At 68.7% G+C, this 17,534-nt stretch carries 16 protein-coding genes; 14 read left to right on the forward strand and 2 right to left on the reverse strand.

Features of this window, described 5'->3' with window-relative positions:
* Both HWX07_RS25505 and HWX07_RS25510 read right to left on the reverse strand, forming a co-directional pair.
* On the reverse strand, window positions 1-675 hold the full coding sequence (locus tag HWX07_RS25505; RefSeq protein WP_175878111.1) for a hypothetical protein: 675 nt from the start codon (window positions 673-675) through the stop codon (window positions 1-3).
* A 155-nt stretch (window positions 676-830) separates the two neighbouring features.
* Window positions 831-1,184 carry a Rap1a/Tai family immunity protein gene (locus HWX07_RS25510; RefSeq protein ID WP_175878112.1) on the reverse strand — a complete coding sequence of 118 codons (354 nt, stop codon included), beginning with the start codon at window positions 1,182-1,184 and terminating at the stop codon, window positions 831-833.
* A gap of 451 nt (window positions 1,185-1,635) precedes the next feature.
* Here HWX07_RS25510 and HWX07_RS25515 point away from each other — a divergent pair, with 451 nt between their 5' ends.
* From HWX07_RS25515 to HWX07_RS25580, 14 genes are all read left to right on the forward strand, one after another.
* On the forward strand, window positions 1,636-2,610 hold the full coding sequence (locus HWX07_RS25515; RefSeq protein WP_175878113.1) for a quinone oxidoreductase: 975 nt from the start codon (window positions 1,636-1,638) through the stop codon (window positions 2,608-2,610).
* Between the two features lie 312 nt (window positions 2,611-2,922).
* A complete protein-coding gene (kdpF, locus tag HWX07_RS25520; RefSeq protein WP_006752209.1) occupies window positions 2,923-3,015 on the forward strand; it encodes a K(+)-transporting ATPase subunit F in 93 nt (30 codons plus the stop codon).
* The gene (gene kdpA, locus HWX07_RS25525; RefSeq protein ID WP_175878114.1) at window positions 3,012-4,817 is read left to right on the forward strand and encodes a potassium-transporting ATPase subunit KdpA; all 1,806 of its coding nucleotides are present in this window, start codon (window positions 3,012-3,014) and stop codon (window positions 4,815-4,817) included. Before kdpF ends, kdpA begins: the two co-directional genes overlap by 4 nt.
* A gap of 54 nt (window positions 4,818-4,871) precedes the next feature.
* On the forward strand, window positions 4,872-6,956 hold the full coding sequence (gene kdpB, locus HWX07_RS25530) for a potassium-transporting ATPase subunit KdpB (RefSeq protein ID WP_175878115.1): 2,085 nt from the start codon (window positions 4,872-4,874) through the stop codon (window positions 6,954-6,956).
* Between the two features lie 25 nt (window positions 6,957-6,981).
* Complete coding sequence (gene kdpC, locus HWX07_RS25535; protein ID WP_175878116.1) at window positions 6,982-7,563, forward strand: potassium-transporting ATPase subunit KdpC; 582 nt, start codon at window positions 6,982-6,984, stop codon at window positions 7,561-7,563.
* 152 nt (window positions 7,564-7,715) lie between these two features.
* Window positions 7,716-10,559, forward strand: a complete 2,844-nt coding sequence (locus tag HWX07_RS25540) for a sensor histidine kinase KdpD (RefSeq protein WP_175878117.1) — start codon at window positions 7,716-7,718, stop codon at window positions 10,557-10,559.
* On the forward strand, window positions 10,552-11,250 hold the full coding sequence (gene kdpE, locus HWX07_RS25545; protein WP_175878118.1) for a two-component system response regulator KdpE: 699 nt from the start codon (window positions 10,552-10,554) through the stop codon (window positions 11,248-11,250). The genes HWX07_RS25540 and kdpE overlap by 8 nt, the downstream gene beginning before the upstream one ends.
* 159 nt (window positions 11,251-11,409) lie before the next feature.
* Window positions 11,410-11,691 (forward strand): DUF333 domain-containing protein, encoded by a 282-nt coding sequence (locus tag HWX07_RS25550; protein WP_011545832.1) that lies wholly within the window; start codon window positions 11,410-11,412, stop codon window positions 11,689-11,691.
* Window positions 11,692-11,844: 153 nt separating this feature from the next.
* The gene (gene sugE / locus HWX07_RS25555) at window positions 11,845-12,165 is read left to right on the forward strand and encodes a quaternary ammonium compound efflux SMR transporter SugE (RefSeq protein WP_124554853.1); all 321 of its coding nucleotides are present in this window, start codon (window positions 11,845-11,847) and stop codon (window positions 12,163-12,165) included.
* 217 nt (window positions 12,166-12,382) lie between these two features.
* Window positions 12,383-13,000 (forward strand): DUF4126 domain-containing protein, encoded by a 618-nt coding sequence (locus tag HWX07_RS25560; RefSeq protein ID WP_006483514.1) that lies wholly within the window; start codon window positions 12,383-12,385, stop codon window positions 12,998-13,000.
* Window positions 12,997-15,612, forward strand: coding sequence for an FtsX-like permease family protein (locus HWX07_RS25565; protein WP_175878119.1), 2,616 nt, complete (start codon window positions 12,997-12,999; stop codon window positions 15,610-15,612). The genes HWX07_RS25560 and HWX07_RS25565 overlap by 4 nt, the downstream gene beginning before the upstream one ends.
* A gap of 43 nt (window positions 15,613-15,655) precedes the next feature.
* On the forward strand, window positions 15,656-16,066 hold the full coding sequence (locus tag HWX07_RS25570) for a group II truncated hemoglobin (RefSeq protein WP_053523778.1): 411 nt from the start codon (window positions 15,656-15,658) through the stop codon (window positions 16,064-16,066).
* Window positions 16,067-16,169: 103 nt separating this feature from the next.
* Window positions 16,170-16,901 (forward strand): alanyl-tRNA editing protein, encoded by a 732-nt coding sequence (locus tag HWX07_RS25575; RefSeq protein ID WP_175878120.1) that lies wholly within the window; start codon window positions 16,170-16,172, stop codon window positions 16,899-16,901.
* Entirely contained in the window at window positions 16,898-17,515 is a 618-nt protein-coding gene (locus tag HWX07_RS25580; RefSeq protein ID WP_175878121.1) for a DUF924 family protein, read from the forward strand. The genes HWX07_RS25575 and HWX07_RS25580 overlap by 4 nt, the downstream gene beginning before the upstream one ends.
* Window positions 17,516-17,534 lie beyond the last annotated feature (19 nt).

Raw genomic sequence — 17,534 nt, forward strand, 5'->3', positions numbered from 1 at the left:
TCAATAGTACATAAAGTGGAGGATGGTCCAGTCGGACTCTCGGACGACAACTTCCAGTGTTTTACGCTCTCGAATGAAGATTGTTCCTCTCTTCACAAAGCGGGACATCTCGATTTCATATCGAAATACACCCGCCACCTTCTGAGGGTCGGGCGTTCGCCTTCCATACTTGGTCGCCAAATGGAGGATGTGAACAGGTACAAATCGACCCGGGTTTGCCATGTGCTTGGCCGTTGTCTCGGTAAACTGCAATCGCCTCACCGGCATGCCTTGCAGTCTACTGCGCAGAAGCGGAAGTATTCTGCTCGTCATCTTTGATGTGGCAGAGACCGCGGCGCGCCCGGTCGCCAATCGGGAAACGGTGTTGAAGCCGGTGCGTATGAGCTTCAATGCCACAGAACCCATGAGAACCAAATCATATGGGTCAACGAGGGGTGTTTCTAAAGGCGCTTCCTCGATCCCGACGTATTGACCAGATACATCAAAAACATGCCAAACGTTTTTCGCGCCTTCGTGGATGAAGCCCACACACGCGCCAGACTGATCGTCGATAATGGGCCGTGCGCCATGTGGGAGCGATGGGACAGCCACAGCAAAAGCTGTATCGGTAATACGCGGCGGGGCGACTGAGAGAGACTTTCCTGCGTCCGTGCCAGAATAAGTAAGTGTATTCATGGGGTGGCGAAGCAACATCGATCATGAATGAAAGTGCGGACAGTGATGCAAATTGCCTCTTCAGCGCCAAACGCCATCTTCGAGACGTTACGATCAGTTCGCCAGCCTACCTGCCAGCTTAAGGGAGAGGCTATGTCGGCGTTTCAGGGGTACTGTTAGCCGCACGGGTGGTTTTGTCTCAAGACATGGGTGACCATGCCTGCCGCACTTGCCTTCAGTGCGTCCCTTGGCAGTTTGCGGAGCGCGGCGAGCACTTCCGAATCGATTTCGCCCGGTTTGACGCGACCGTTGTCGCACCAGTCCTTGCCCTCAGTCGTATCGGCGACCCCGGCCAGATACCCGGCCATCGCGTGGCGTTCGGCGTCGGCGTAGGGACTGTTGTCCGATCGACTCACGCCGTCGAGTAGCCGGGTGCCGTCGACACGAGGGACCGCAGCCGCGGTTGCGGTGCCAATACTCGCTAACAACGACGCGACAACAAGCAAGTTCTGGACAAGAAAGCGTTTCATGGCGTGGGTTGGGTGAATTTGGCAAAGGGCAAAATAGCACGCTCGTCATCTCATAAATGTGCGTGGCACGAATTCGAATTGCCGGCCGACCTGTGTCGATGTCGCCGGTTCCAGGAGCGCAGTACGACAACGCGGCACGGGAGACGTGTCTCGCACGGGCGCAAGGCCAAATTCGCGGTGCGGCCAGCCTCGGTCAGCGCGAACGGAGCGGAAATTCGTACGACCCAAAGGTCTTGATATGAACGTGACCAAGTGTGAACGCGGCCCATTCAATACATTTCTTGCGAAAACCCTATCAATGTGAAGGGATTGCGACGACGCGCTGCGCGACCGCGCACGACGCGCGAGAATCCTCCGCTATGACCCGTGTTCACACGCATCGCTGCAGCGGCAACGTCGATGCATTCGCCGAACCGGATTTCCAGATTCCAGACAGAAGAGGAGCAAAACGATGCCGAAAGCAATCCGATACGACCAGCCGGGCGGCCCGGACGTGATGAAGTGGGTCGATGTCGAGGTCGGCGCGCCGAAGGCGGGCGAAGTCCGCATCCGGCAACACGCGGTCGGGCTCAACTACATCGACGTGTATTTCCGCACGGGCCTGTATCCGCAGCCGCTGCCCGGCGGCCTCGGGATGGAGGCGGCGGGCGAGGTGACGGCCGTCGGCGACGGCGTGACCGCGTTCAAGGCCGGCGACCGTGTCGCCTATGTCGGCCAGCCCCCCGGCGCCTATGCGCAGGAACGCGTGATGCCGGCCGAGCGCGTCGTGAAGCTGCCGGACGGCATCGGCTACGACGACGCGGCATCGGTGATGCTGCAAGGCCTGACCGCGCACTACCTGCTGCGCCGCACGTACCCGGTGAAAGCCGGCGACACGATCCTGATCCACGCGGCGGCCGGCGGCGTGGGCTTGCTCGTGTGCCAGTGGGCGAAGGCGCTCGGCGCGACCGTGATCGGTACGGTCGGCTCCGACGAGAAGGCCGAGCTCGCGAAGGCGCACGGCTGCGATCATCCGATCGTCTACACGCGCGAGAACTTCACGCAGCGCGTGAAGGAGATCACGAACGGCGCGGGCGTGCCGGTCGTCTACGATTCGATCGGCAAGGACACCTACGTCGGCTCGCTCGACAGCCTCGCGCCGCTCGGCTACTTCGTCAGCTTCGGCAGTGCGTCGGGCCCGCTGCCGCCGATCGACTCGAAGGAATTCTCGTCGCGCGGCTCGCTGTTCTTCACGCGCCCGACGCTGTTCTCGTACATCGCGAAGCGCGCCGATCTCGAAGCCGCTGCCGCCGAGCTGTTCGACGTGATCCTGTCGGGCAAGGTGAAGACGAGCATCAACCAGCGCTACCCGCTCGCCGAAGTCGGCCGCGCGCATGCCGATCTCGAAGCGCGCAAGACCACCGGGTCGACGATTCTCGTTCCCTGACCAGTCCGCCCCCGTGCCGGCGCCACGTCGGCACGTGCCTGTTGCGGGCGGCGCCGCGGCGCCGTCCGTCCCGCCTTGATTCGCGCCCGTCCCGTCCCACCCCGCGCGTTTACGCGTTTTTTACACCCGCCCCGACACCTTTGACCCGCCCTTTACGCAAGTTCCCATAAGGTTCTAGTCGTCCGATTTCGACGACGGAGAACAAAAAATGGATGGGGTTTTCATCGGCGCACTGGTGCTCTTCACCGCGCTGATCCTCGGTTTGCTTGCCGGTTGCGACAAGCTCGCGCAATACGGTCGCGGGGGGCGCGCATGACCTGGATGCTTTGGCTGGCGGGCGCCTCGACGGCGCTCCTGTTCGCGTATCTCGTCTTTGCGCTGCTGCGCGCGGAGGACATCGAATGAACGCGAACAACCTGTTGCAGATGCTGCTGTTCATCGTCGTGCTGCTCGCGGCGGCCGTGCCGGTCGCGCGCTACCTGAGCGCGGTGATGGACGGCAGCGCGCGCGTCGTGCGCGTGTTCGGGCCGCTCGAACGTGTGTTGTACCGCGTCGCCGGCGTCGACGCCGGCACCGAAATGAACTGGAAGCAGTACGCGATCGCGACGATCGCGTTCAACGCGCTCGGCGCGCTGTTCCTGTACGGCTTGCTGCGCCTGCAGGGCCTGTTGCCGGGCAACCCGCAGCAATTCGGCGCAATGACGGTCGACGGCGCGTTCAACACGGCCGTCAGCTTCGTCACCAACACGAACTGGCAGGACTACACGCCGGAGCAGACCGTCAGCTACCTGACGCAGATGCTCGGCCTGACCGTGCAGAACTTCCTGTCGGCCGCGACCGGCATCGTCGTCGTGATCGCGCTGATCCGCGGCTTCGCGCGTCACACCGCGCAGACGATCGGCAACTTCTGGGTCGATCTGACGCGCGTGACGATGTACGTGCTCGTGCCGATGTCGGTCGTGATCGCCGCGCTGCTGATGAGCCAGGGCGTGATCCAGAACATGAAGGCGTACCAGGACGTGCCTGTGCTGCAGGCGAGCACCTACGCGGCGCCGAAGCTCGACGCGCAGGGCAACCCGGTGAAGGACGACAAGGGCAACGCGGTCACGGTGCCGACGCCGCTCACGAAGCAGACGCTCGCGATGGGGCCGGTAGCCTCCCAGGAAGCGATCAAGATGCTCGGCACCAACGGCGGCGGCTTCTTCAACGCGAACTCCGCGCACCCGTACGAGAACCCGACGCCGTTCGCGAACTTTCTGCAGATCTTCTCGATTCTGATCATCCCGGCCGCGCTGTGCCTCGTGTTCGGCCGCATGATCGGCGATCGCCGGCAGGGCATCGCGGTGCTCGCGGCGATGACGGTCGCGTTCGCGTTCGCGGTCGGCGTCGAGGTGAATGCCGAGCAGGGCGGCAACCCGACGCTCGCCGCGCTGCACGTCGACCAGTCGGCGAGCGCGCTGCAGCCGGGCGGCAACATGGAAGGCAAGGAAACCCGCTTCGGGATCGCGCAGAGCGGCATCTTCACGGTCGCGACGACGGCCGCGTCGTGCGGCGCGGTCGACACGATGCACGATTCGCTGACGCCCGCCGGCGGCCTCGTGCCGATGCTGCTGATGCAGCTCGGCGAGGTGGTCTTCGGCGGGGTCGGCTCGGGCCTCTACGGGATGCTCGTGTTCGCGCTGCTCGCGGTGTTCGTCGCCGGCCTGATGATCGGCCGCACGCCGGAATACGTCGGCAAGAAGATCGAATCGTACGAGATGAAGATGGTGTCGATCGTCGTGCTGCTCACGCCGCTGCTCGTGCTGGTCGGCACGTCGATCGCGGTGCTGGCGGACGCGGGCAAGGCCGGCATCGCGAACCCGGGCCCGCACGGCTTCTCGGAAATCCTCTATGCGTTCAGCTCGGCCGCGAACAACAACGGCAGCGCGTTCGCGGGCCTGACGGTCGGCACGCCGTTCTACAACTGGATGACCGCGATCGCGATGTGGTTCGGCCGCTTCGGCACGATCGTGCCGGTGCTGGCGATTGCAGGTTCCCTCGCCGCGAAGAAGCGCATCGCGGTGACGAGCGGCACGCTGCCGACGCATGGCCCGCTGTTCGTCGTGCTGCTGCTCGGCACCGTGCTGCTGGTGGGCGCGCTGACCTACGTGCCGGCGCTCGCGCTCGGCCCGGGCGTCGAGCACCTGATGATGTGGCTGGGCGCGTGACGCGCGCCCGCATGGCGACACATTGAAAAGACTGAAGAGCTCGAAGAGATCGCAATGACTCAACATTCCGCAACACGGTCCATGTTCGATCCGGCGCTGCTGCGCCCGGCGATCGTGGATTCGTTCAAGAAACTCACGCCGCGCACGCAGTTCCGCAACCCGGTGATGTTCTGCGTGTACGTCGGCAGCATCCTGACCACGATCCTGTGGATCGCGGCGCTGGCCGGCCAGGCCGAGGCACCCGCGGGCTTCATCCTCGCGATCGCGCTGTGGCTGTGGTTCACGGTGCTGTTCGCGAACTTCGCCGAAGCGCTCGCCGAAGGGCGCTCGAAGGCGCAGGCCGCGTCGCTGCGCAGCGCGAAGAAGGACGTGATGGCGAAGAAGCTCAATGAGCCGCATCCGAAGTCGCCGATCCGCATCACGACCGCGTCCGACCTGCGCAAGGGCGACATCGTGCTGGTCGAGACCGGCGACGTGATCCCGGCCGACGGTGAAGTCGTCGACGGCGTCGCGTCGGTCGACGAATCGGCGATCACCGGCGAATCCGCGCCGGTGATCCGCGAATCGGGCGGCGACTTCTCGTCGGTGACGGGCGGCACGCGCGTGCTGTCCGACTGGATCGTCGTCAAGGTCACCGCGAACCCCGGCGAGGCGTTCCTCGACCGGATGATCGCGATGGTCGAAGGCGCGAAGCGCAAGAAGACGCCGAACGAGGTCGCGCTGACGATCCTGCTCGTCGCGCTGACGATCGTGATGCTGCTCGCGACCGCGACGCTGCTGCCGTTCTCGATGTTCTCGGTCGACGCGATGAAGGCCGGCCACGTGGTGACGATCACCGCGCTGGTCGCGCTGCTCGTGTGCCTGATCCCGACGACGATCGGCGGGCTGCTGTCCGCGATCGGCGTGGCCGGGATGAGCCGGATGATGCAGGCGAACGTGATCGCGACGTCGGGCCGCGCGGTGGAAGCGGCCGGCGACGTCGACGTGCTGCTGCTCGACAAGACCGGCACGATCACGCTCGGCAACCGCCAGGCGTCGATGTTCGTGCCGGCGCCGGGCGTGACCGAGGAAGCGCTGGCCGATGCCGCGCAACTGTCGTCGCTCGCCGACGAAACACCGGAAGGGCGCAGCATCGTCGTGCTCGCGAAGGAGCGCTTCAACATTCGCCAGCGCGACATGGCGCAACTGCACGCGACGTTCCTCGGCTTTTCCGCGCAGACGCGGATGAGCGGCGTCGACCTGCCCGGCCGCGAGATCCGCAAGGGCGCGGCCGACGCGATCCGCCGCTACGTCGAAACCCACGGCAGCCGCTTCCCCGAAGAAGTGCGCCGCGCGGTGGACGACGTCGCGCGCCGCGGCAGCACGCCGCTCGTCGTGGCCGACCTGCAGGACGGGGCGGCGCGCGTGCTCGGCGTGATCGAGCTGAAGGACATCGTGAAGGGCGGCATCAAGGAGCGCTTCGCGGAACTGCGCAAGATGGGCATCAAGACCGTGATGGTGACGGGCGACAACCGGCTGACGGCCGCGGCGATCGCGGCGGAAGCGGGCGTCGACGATTTCCTCGCGGAAGCGACGCCGGAAACCAAGCTCGCGACGATTCGCGAGCATCAGGCGGCCGGACGCCTCGTCGCGATGACGGGCGACGGCACCAACGACGCGCCGGCGCTCGCGCAGGCCGACGTGGCGGTCGCGATGAACACCGGCACGCAGGCGGCGAAGGAAGCCGGCAACATGGTCGACCTCGACTCGAACCCGACCAAGCTGATCGAGATCGTCGAGATCGGCAAGCAGATGCTGATGACGCGCGGCTCGCTCACCACGTTCTCGATCGCGAACGACATCGCGAAGTACTTCGCGATCATCCCCGCCGCGTTCGTGACGACCTATCCGCAACTGCGCGTGCTCGACATCATGCATCTGACGTCGCCGGCGTCCGCGATCCTGTCCGCGGTGATCTTCAACGCGCTGATCATCGTCGCGCTGATTCCGCTCGCGCTGAAGGGCGTGACCTACCGGCCGCTCGGCGCGGCGTCGCTGCTGCGCCGCAACCTGCTGGTGTACGGCCTCGGCGGCGTGCTGCTGCCGTTCCCGTTCATCAAGCTGATCGACATGACGCTCGCCGCGCTCGGCTGGGCCTGAGCCGGCCGCACTTGAAGGAACCATCATGAAAACGTTGATTCGCCCGCTCGTCGTGCTCTTTGTCGTGCTGACCGCCGTGACCGGCCTCGCTTACCCGGCCGTGATGACCGTGTTCGGTCAGGCCGTGTTCCCGTCGCAGGCCAACGGCAGCCTGATCGAGCAGGACGGCAAGGTCGTCGGCTCCGCGCTGATCGGCCAGTCGTTCGATGCGCCGAAGTACTTCTGGGGCCGGCTGTCGGCGACTGCGCCGATGCCGTACAACGCGGCAGGCTCCGGCGGCTCGAACCTCGGCCCGTTGAACCCGTCGCTTCCCGATCAGGTGAAGGCGCGCATCGCTGCGTTGCGCGAGGCGGGCACCGACCTGTCGAAGCCGGTGCCGGTCGACCTCGTGACGGCGTCGGCGAGCGGTCTCGATCCGGAAATCACGCCGGCCGCCGCCGCGTATCAGATCGAGCGCGTCGCGAAGGCGCGCAACCTGGCGCCGGACGCGGTCGCGCAACTCGTCGCCGCGAACACGACGGGCCGCCAGTTCGGCGTGCTCGGCGAGCCGCGCGTGAACGTGCTGAAGCTGAATCTCGCGCTCGACGCGGCGCAGGCCGCGCACTGAGCGAGCGTGCGGGCGGGCTCCCCGGCGCGGCTGGCTGCGCGCCGGGCCCGACTTCGTTTCGACGGCGCTCGCGCCGTCTTTGCCTTTTGCGGCGATTTGGAACCACAATGGCTGTATCTCGCGCGCCATCCGGCGTGTCGCCCTCCTGACGCATGAACCGTCCCGATCCCGACCAACTCCTCGACAAGCTGCAGCGCGATGAAGAAAAGCAGCGGCGCGGCCAGCTCAAGATCTTCTTTGGCGCGTCCGCCGGCGTCGGCAAGACCTATGCGATGCTGCAGGCCGCGCGCCAGCGCGTGCAGGAAGGCGTCGACGTCGTCGTCGGCATCGTCGAGACCCACGGCCGTGCCGAAACCGCCGCGCTGCTCGACGGTCTCGACGTGCTGCCGCCCGCCCGCATCGACTATCGCGGCCGCACGCTCGCCGAATTCGATCTCGACGGCGCGCTCGCGCGTGCACCGCAACTGATCCTCGTCGACGAACTCGCGCATTCGAACGTGCAGGGCGCACGGCACCTGAAGCGCTGGCAGGACGTCTACGAGCTGCTCGACGCGGGCATCGACGTCTATACGACCGTCAACGTCCAGCACCTCGAAAGCCTGAACGACGTGGTCGGCGCGATCACCGGCATCCGCGTGTGGGAGACCGTGCCCGATCGCGTGTTCGACGCGGCCGACGAAGTCACGCTCGTCGACCTGCCGGCCGAGGAACTGCTCGAGCGGATGCGCGACGGCAAGGTCTATCTCGCGCAGCAGGCCGAGCGCGCGGTGCGCAACTTCTTCCGCAAGGGCAACCTGATCGCGCTGCGCGAGCTCGCGCTGCGGCGCACGGCCGATCGCGTCGACGCGCAGATGCGCGAGTACCGCGCCGACCGTTCGATCCAGCGTATCTGGCAGGCGCGCGAGCGGCTGCTGGTGTGCGTCGGGCCCGGCCCCGAAGCGCCGACGCTCGTGCGTGCGGCCGCGCGGCTCGCGGCCAGCCTGAAGGCCGACTGGATCGCCGTGTACGTCGAGACGCCGCGCCTGCAGCGGCTGCCCGACGCGCGCCGGCAGCGCACGCTCGACGCGCTGAAGCTCGCGGCCGAACTCGGCGCGGAGACGGCCACGCTCGCCGGCGCCGACGCGGTCGCCGCGCTGATCGGCTATGCGAAGGTGCGTAACGTGTCGAAGCTCGTCGCGGGCGGCTCGCCGAAGGTCGGGCTCGCGCGCCGCTTCGCACGGCCGTTCGGCGAGCAGCTGGCGGAACGCGCGGGCGACGTCGATCTGATGCTGATTCGCGCATCCGCGAGCGACGAGGCGCGCGCCGCGCCGCTCGACGCGCGGGCGCGCGACTGGCGCGATGCGTTCGCGCAGTTCGGCACGCACCGTTCGCCGCCGCGCCATTACGCGTATGCGGCCGCGATCTGCGCGGCGATCACCGTCGTCGCGAGCGTCGTGTCCGGGCGGCTCGACCTCACGAACCTCGTGATGCTGTACCTGCTCGGCGTGGTGTTCTCGGCGGTGCGGCTCGGGCGCGGCCCGGGCGTGCTGCAGTCGTTCCTGTCGGTGGCCGCGTTCGATTACTTCTTCGTGCCGCCGCGCATGTCGTTCTCGGTCAGCGACACGCAATACCTGCTGACCTTCTTCGGGATGCTGCTGACGTCGCTCGTGATCAGCCACCTGACGTCGACGCTGACGCGCCAGGCGAGCGTCGCGCAGCGCCGCGAGCGCCGCACCGGCGCGATCTACGCGATGGCGCGCGAGCTCGGCGCGGCGCTGACGACCGAGCAGATCGTCGAGATCGGCAGCCGCCACGTCGGCGAGGTGTTCCGCGCGCGCGTCGCGTTCCTGCTGCCCGACAGCGCGGACCAGGTGCGGCAGAAGATCGAGGAGCCCGATGCGGCCGTCACGCTGACGGGCGCGGAGCTCGACAGCGACGTCGGCCAGTGGGTGTACGACCAGCAGAAGCCGGCCGGGCGCGGCACCGATACGCTGCCGGCGACGGCCGCGCTGTACCTGCCGCTGAAGGCGCCGATGCGCACGCGCGGCGTGCTCGCGGTCGCGTCGCGCGAGCCGCGCGAACTCGAGGTGCCCGAACAGCAGCGGATGCTCGACGCATTCGCCGCGCAGATCGCGCTCGCGCTGGAGCGCGTGCACTACGTCGAGATCGCGCGCGACGCGCTCGTCAACATGGAATCCGAGCGGCTGCGCAACTCGCTGCTGTCGGCGATCTCGCACGACCTGCGCACGCCGCTCACGACGATCGTCGGCTTCTCGTCGATGCTCGCGAACGGGCGCGCGGCCGCGCAGGCCGGCGACGCCGCGGCGGCCGCGCGGCTCGCGCAGCGCGAGGGCGAACTCGTCGACGCGATTCACGACGAGGCGCTGCGGATGACGGGCATCGTCACGAACCTGCTCGACATGGCGCGGCTGCAGGCCGGCAGCCTGCAGATCAAGCGCCAGTGGTCGCTGCTCGAGGAAACCGTCGGCGCCGCGCTCGCCGCGTGCCGACGCGTGCTCGCGCGCCATCCCGTGCGCGTCGCGCTGCCGGCCGACTTGCCGCTGCTGCAGATGGACGCGGTGCTGATGGAGCGGCTGTTCACCAACCTGTTCGAGAACGCGGCGAAGTACACGCCGCCCGATACGTCGCTCGACATCGGCGCGGAGCGCGTGACCGACGACGGCCAGCCATTCGTCCGCGTGCACGTCGACGATCACGGCCCGGGCCTGCCGGCCGGCATGGAGGCGCGGATCTTCGACAAGTTCACGCGCGGCGAGAAGGAATCGGCGACGCCGGGCATCGGGCTCGGCCTCGCGATCTGCCGCGCGATCGTCGAGGCGCACGGCGGTAAAATCGGCGCGCTGAACCGCACCGCGCCCGACGGCCACGTGACGGGCGCGCGCTTCTGGTTCACGCTGCCGGTCGACACGCCGCCGGCCGCGCCTGCCGTGCCCGACGACGAATCCGACCTGCCGGGCGCATCGTCCCCATCCGAGTCATTGCCCGACCATGAGTGAACCCACCCTGACCGTCGTCCTGATCGAGGACGAAAAGCAGATCCGCCGCTTCGTGCGCGCCGCGCTCGAAGAGGAGGACATCGCGGTGTTCGAGGCCGAGACGGGCAAGCAGGGGCTGATCGACGCGGCGACGCGCAAGCCCGATCTCGTGATCGTCGACCTCGGCCTGCCCGACACCGACGGCCTCGACGTGATCCGCGAGTTGCGCGGGTGGTCCGAGGTGCCGGTGATCGTGCTGTCCGCCCGCACGCAGGAAGAGGAGAAGGTCGCGGCGCTCGACGCGGGCGCCGACGACTACCTGACCAAGCCGTTCGGCGTGTCCGAACTGCGCGCGCGGATGCGCGCGCAACTGCGCCGGCGCAACCAGGGCGGCGCGAACGAGTCGCCGAAGGTGAGCTTCGGCACCGTGACCGTCGATCTCGCGCAGCGTCAGGTGTGGCGCGACGACGCGATCGTGCATCTGACGCCGCTCGAATACCGGCTGCTCGCGACGCTCGTGCGTCACGCGGGGCGCGTGCTCACGCACCGCCAGCTGCTGCGCGACGTGTGGGGGCCGTCGCACGTCGAGAGCCATCACTACCTGCGCATCTACATGGCGCACCTGCGTCAGAAGCTCGAGGCCGATCCCGCGCAGCCCGAGCACATCGTCACCGAGACGGGCGTCGGCTACCGGCTCGTCGGCGCCGTGTGACGGGCGGTAGGCGGTGGGCGGCGGCGCATGCGGCCGTGACGCCGTGCATCGGCACGGTTGCGCCGGCGCGACAGTCTCTCGACTGGCGCCGGCCTTGCACACCCGCTGCGCAATCCCCGCTATGCTGACCGTTCCGCGAACGAAAACGAGGAGCGTGCAATGTCCGTCCGTCTGGTCGTCATCTGTGCGCTGGCGCTGGTCGCGCCCGGCGCGTTCGCCCAGCCGTTGCCGCCCGGGCAGCAGCCGCCCGCGCAGGTGGCGCTGGCCAATCCCGCGTCGGTCAACTGCGAGAAGCTCGGCGGTCGCCACGTGATCCGGAACCTGTCGAGCGGGCAGGTCGGGATGTGCGTGTTCAAGGACGGCCGCGTGTGCGAGGAGTGGGCGCTGTACCGCGACGATCGCTGCGTCGGCGGCGGCGCGCCGAAGCGCGTGGCGAACTGACCGCGGCCGGCCGATCGCGCCCCGCATCGGCCGCCGACGTGCCCGGCAGCCGGCAGGCCCGTAAGCCTCTTGTTATACTCGGCGCCGCCCGGGGACGACCCCGGGCCATTCGCTTCAACGGGGACGGCCCCATCCGATCTGGAGTACGTCGAGATGGCGTGGGTATGGTTGTTGATCGCCGGTTTGCTGGAAGTGGCCTGGGCGGCCGGCTTGAAATCGTCGGACGGCTTCACGAAGCTCGGTCCGTCGGTATTCACGATCGTGACGGCGCTGGCCAGCTTCGGGCTGCTCGCGGTCGCGATGCGCCAGTTGCCGCTTGGCACCGCATACGCGGTGTGGACGGGCATCGGCGCGGTCGGCGCGTTCGTGTTCGGCATCGTGATGCTGGGCGAGGCGCTGACCGTCGCGCGCGTCGCGAGCGCGGCGCTGATCGTCGCGGGGCTGGTCGGCTTGAAGCTGTCGTCGGCCGCCTGACGACGGGATGCCGGGCGCGCATGCGCCCGGGGGCCATACCGCACCGCGGAATTGCGCCGGGCGCCCGCCCAGCCTGTCTATAATGGAACGCATTCGGGCCTGAATCCCGTCGTGCCGCTCGCGGCACGCGGTGCCGGTCGCCACGCGCCGCGCGGCCGGTCTGTCCGACCCGATCCGATCAATCGGCAAAGCGCACGGAAAGTGCAAGGAGAGGGCGATGATCGAAGCCATTTCGCTCGGCGCGGGGCTCGCGTGGGCGAGCGGCCTGCGCCTGTACCTGACGGTGCTGATCGCCGGCGTGCTGGCGCGGTTCGGCTGGCTCCATCTGCCCGACACGCTGGCCGTGCTGATGTCGCCGTGGGTCATCGGCGCCGCGGCCGTGCTCACCGTGACCGAATTCCTTGCCGACAAGATCCCCGCGTTCGATTCGCTGTGGGATGCCGTGCATACCTTCATCCGCATTCCGGCCGGCGCCGTGCTCGCGGCCGGCGCGCTCGGCCATGCCGACCCGACCATGCTGGCGGTCGCCGGGCTCGCCGGCGGCTCGCTCGCCGGCGCCGCGCACGTGGCGAAGGCCGGCACGCGCGCGCTGATCAACCTGTCTCCCGAACCGATTTCGAACTGGGTCGCGTCGTCGACCGAGGACGGTCTCGTGGTCGGCGGGCTCGTCCTCGCGTTTTTCGTTCCGCTCGCGTTCCTCGTGCTGCTCGCCGCGTTCATCGCGGCGTCGGCGTGGGCGCTGCCGCGGCTGTGGCGCGGCGTGTCGGGTGGTTTTCGCGGAATGGCGAACCACATGGTGTCGCGGCTCAATTCGATCGGAGGGAAACGCGATTGAAGGGGCCGCAACACGCGGCGCAGCCGCCGGCCGGTCAACCCGGCCATGACGGGCGTGCGCATGCGGGCCGCTTCGGCCTGCGCGACCTGATCCACCAGGCCGCCCGGATGACCGCGCGCGACTGGCGCGCGGGCGAACTGACGCTGCTGGTTCTTGCGCTGGTGCTCGCGGTCGCGGCGCTGACGAGCGTCGGTTTTCTCGCCGACCGCCTGCGCCAGGGGCTCGAGCGCGACGCGCGCCAGATGCTCGGCGCCGATTTCGTCGTGCGCGCCGATCGCCCCGTCGACCCGTCGTTCGACCGGCAGGCCCGCGCGCTGGGCCTGCGTACCGCCACGACCGCCATCTTCCCGAGCATGATCGCGGCCGCCGCGGGCGGGCAGGCCGCCGACGCCGCGCCGTCGCGCCTCGCCGCCGTGAAGGCCGTGTCGCCGGGCTATCCGCTGCGCGGCGCGGTCGAGATCCTGCCGGCCGGTGCCGCCACTGCGCGGAAGGCGGCCGCGATTCCCGCGCCCGGCACCGTATGGGCCGACCCGGCGCTGCTCGACGCGCTGCATCTGAAGGCGGGCGATACGGTGCGCGTCGGGCTGCGCACGTTCACGGTCGCCGCGGCGATCACCCGCGAACTCGATCGCGGCTTTTCGTTCGTGAATTTCTCGCCGCGGCTGATGATGCGCGCGGACGAGCTCGCCGCGACGGGGCTCACGGGCTACGGCAGCCGCGTCACGTACCGGTTGCTGGTCGCCGGCGACGCACCGGCCATTGCGCGCTTCGAAACGTATGCGCACCAGCGCGTCGACGGCGGGAAGCTGCGCGGTGTCGGGCTGGAGTCGTTGCAGGAAGGGCAGCCGCAGGTGCGGCAGACGCTGGATCGCGCGCGTCATTTCCTGACGCTCGTCGCGTTGCTGACCGCGCTGCTCGCGGCGGTCGCGATCGCGATGGCCGCGCAGCGCTACATGCGGCGTCATCTCGACGGCTGCGCGACGATGCGCTGCCTTGGCGTGAGCCGCCGCACGCTCGGCGCGCTGTTCGCGCTCGAATTCGTCGGCCTCGGCATCGTGTCGGGCGCCGCGGGCGCGGTGCTGGGCTACGGCGGCCACTGGGCGCTGCTGGCCGCGCTCGGCAGCCTGATCGACGTCGTGTTGCCGCCGCCCACGTTGTGGCCGGCGCTGATCGGCATGGGCGCCGCGCTCGTTCTGCTGCTCGGTTTCGCGCTGCCGCCGCTCGTCCCACTCACGCGCGTGCCGCCGGTACGCGTGCTGCGGCGCGAGTGGGGCGACGCGTCGCGCACCGCGTGGGCCGCGTATGCGATCGGCGTCGTGCTGTTCGCGGGGCTGCTGATCGTGGCCGCCGGCAACCTGAAGCTCGGCCTGATCGTCGCGGGCGGCTTCGCCGGCGCGCTGGTCGGGTTCGCGCTGATCGCCCGGCTCGTGCTGTTCGCCGCCGCGCGTGCGGTGCGCAATGCGCGTGTGGCCGCGGGCGTGGGCTGGCGTTACGCGCTGGCGTCGCTGCACCGGCGCGGCACGGCCAGCGCGCTGCAGATCACCGCGCTCGCGCTCGGCCTGATGTGCCTGCTGCTGATCGCGATCACGCGCAACGACCTCGTGGCGGGCTGGCGGCAATCGACGCCGCCCGATGCGCCGAACCAGTTCCTGATCGACATCCAGCCCGATCAGCGCGCCGATGTCGCCGCCTATCTGGCCGCGCACGGCGTGCGCGACGCGGTGCCCGCGCCGATGGTGCGCGGCCGCCTCGTCGCGATCAACGGCAAGCCGGTGAATCCGGACGCGTACCCGTCCGAAGAGGCGCGCCGGCTCGTCGATCGCGAGTTCAACCTGTCGTATACGACCGAGTTGCCGTCCGACAACCGGATCGTCGAAGGCGACTGGTTCGGCACCGCGGCCACGCCGCAGATCTCGATCGAAGCCGGCCTCGCGAAGACGCTGAACGTGAAACCGGGCGATACGCTGCGCTTCGACGTGACGGGGCTGACGGTCGACGCGCCGATCACCAGCGTGCGCAAGCTCGACTGGGGCTCGTTCCGCGTCAACTTCTTCGTGCTGATGCCGCCGCCGGTGCTGAAGGATTTCCCCGCCGTCTACCTGACCAGTTTCCATCTCCCGGCCTCGAACGCCGCGCTGCTCGATCCGCTGATCGCGCGCTACCCGAACCTGACCGCGATCGACGTCGCGCCGATCCTCGCGCAGTTGCAGCGGATGATGCTGCAGGTGGTCGGGGCGGTGCAGTTCCTGTTCGCGTTCACGCTCGCGGCCGGCGTGCTTGTGCTGTACACGGCGCTCGCCGGCTCGCGCGACGAGCGCGTGCGCGAGGCCGCGCTGCTGCGTGCGCTCGGCGCGTCGCGCGCGCAGGTGGGTGCGGTGCAGCGTGCCGAATTCGTCGTGGTTGGCGCGCTGGCCGGCACGCTCGCGTCGGCGGGCGCGATCGCGGTCGGCTGGGTGCTCGCGTCGCGCGTGTTCGACTTCCAGCTCGCCGTCGATCCGTGGCTCGTGCCGGCCGGCATCGCGGCCGGTGTCGTCTGCGCCGGTGCGGCCGGCTGGCTGAGCCTTCATAATGTGTTGCGGCGCCCCGCGCTGCAGTCGCTGCGCGACGCCTGAGCGTCGCCCGCGGCCCCGAAGATCCCGTTTTCCGACTATCCGTATGACCGATGTGAATGACGATGCGCCGGCGCAGCCGACGGCGTTCGAGCTCGTGGGAGGCGAAGCCCGTGTGCGCGAAATGGTGGACCGTTTCTACGACTTGATGGACCTCGAACCCGAGTTCGCGCAGATTCGCGCGCTGCATCCGGCGTCGCTCGACGGTTCGCGCGACAAGCTGTTCTGGTTCCTGTGCGGCTGGCTCGGCGGCCCCGACCACTACATCAGCCGGTTCGGCCATCCGCGGCTGCGCGCGCGGCACCTGCCGTTCCCGATCGCGTCGGTCGAGCGCGACCAGTGGCTGCGCTGCATGGCGTGGGCGATGGAGGACGTCGGGTTGCCGGAGCCGCTGCGCGAGCGGCTCATGCATTCGTTCTACGACACGGCCGACTGGATGCGCAACCGGCCCGGTTGATCGACCGGTACGCCGCTGCCCGCCCGCGGGACGATCTGCGTCTGGGCGCACGTGCCGCCCGGCGCGACACTGGCCCTTTCCCCATCGATACGAGGCTTGCCCGATGACGACACAAGCGTTGTTTCGCGAGGACGCCTACCTCACGCAATGCGAGGCGATCGTCCAGGCCGTCGGCGACGATGGCATCCGGCTCGACCGCACCGTGTTCTATCCGCTCGGCGGCGGCCAGGCCGGCGACACCGGCACGCTGACGCTGCCCGACGGCAGCACGATCGCGATTGCCGACACGCGCAAGGCGAAGTTCGACGGCGCGACGCCCGACGACGCCGTGCACGTACCCGCGCCGGGCCAGGAGGCGAGCGTCGCGACGCTCGCCCCCGGCACGCGCGTGGTCGCGGAGATCGACTGGCTGCGCCGCTACCGGCACATGCGTCTGCACACGGCCGCGCATCTGATGTGCGCGGTGCTGCCGTACGCGGTCGACGGCTGCAGCGTGACGGCCGACTACGTGCGGCTCGATTTCGCGACGTCCGACGCGATCGATCGCGACGACGTCGAGCGGCGCCTCGCGGGCTTCGTCGTCGGCGCGCATCCGGTCACGGCCGAATGGATCACCGACGACGAAATGGCCGAGCGTCCCGAACTCGTGCGCACGATGAGCGTGAAGCCGCCGATGGGCCTCGGCCGCGTGCGGCTGCTGCGCATCGAGAACGTCGACCTGCAGCCGTGCGGCGGCACGCATGTGCGCAACACGTCCGAAATCGGCGGGTTGCGGGTCGCGAAACTGGAAAAGAAGAGTGCGCGCACACGGCGCCTCGTACTGGAGTTTGCATGACGGTCGATATCGGGAAAGCGGACGTGGCGGCGCTCGATCCGCAGGCACGGGAGATTCTCGATTTCTGGTTCGGCGAGCCGGGCTCGGCCGAATTCGGGCAGAACCGCAAGGTCTGGTTCAACGGTGGCGCCGCGTTCGACGACGTGCTGCGCACGCGTTACGGCGCGCTGTTCGACGCCGCGTGCGACGGCGCCTGCGATCACTGGGCCGATTCGCCGTCGGGCGCGCTGGCGTTGATCGTCGTGCTCGACCAGTTCTCGCGCAACATCCATCGCGGCACGCCGCGCGCGTTCGCCGCCGATCCGAAGGCGCTCGCGCTCGCCCGCCGCGTCGTCGCGGCCGGCTGGGACGCCCAGTTGCCGAGCGGCCATCACCGTGCGTTCGCGTATCTGCCGTTCGAGCACGACGAGTCGGTCGAGAGCCAGCGCGAGGCCGTGCGCCTGTGCGCGGGCATCCGCGACGAGGCCGGATGCGAGCGCTATCACCGCTTCGCGTTGCTGCATGCGGCGATCGTCGAGCGCTTCGGCCGCTTTCCGCACCGGAACGCGATTCTCGGTCGCGCGTCGACCGACGAGGAAACGGCGTTTCTGCGAGAGCCCGGCTCGTCGTTCTGACGATCCGTGCGTGGGCGAG

This window comes from Burkholderia sp. BCC0097 (assembly GCF_902832985.1).
GTDB classification, from domain to species: domain Bacteria; phylum Pseudomonadota; class Gammaproteobacteria; order Burkholderiales; family Burkholderiaceae; genus Burkholderia; species Burkholderia orbicola.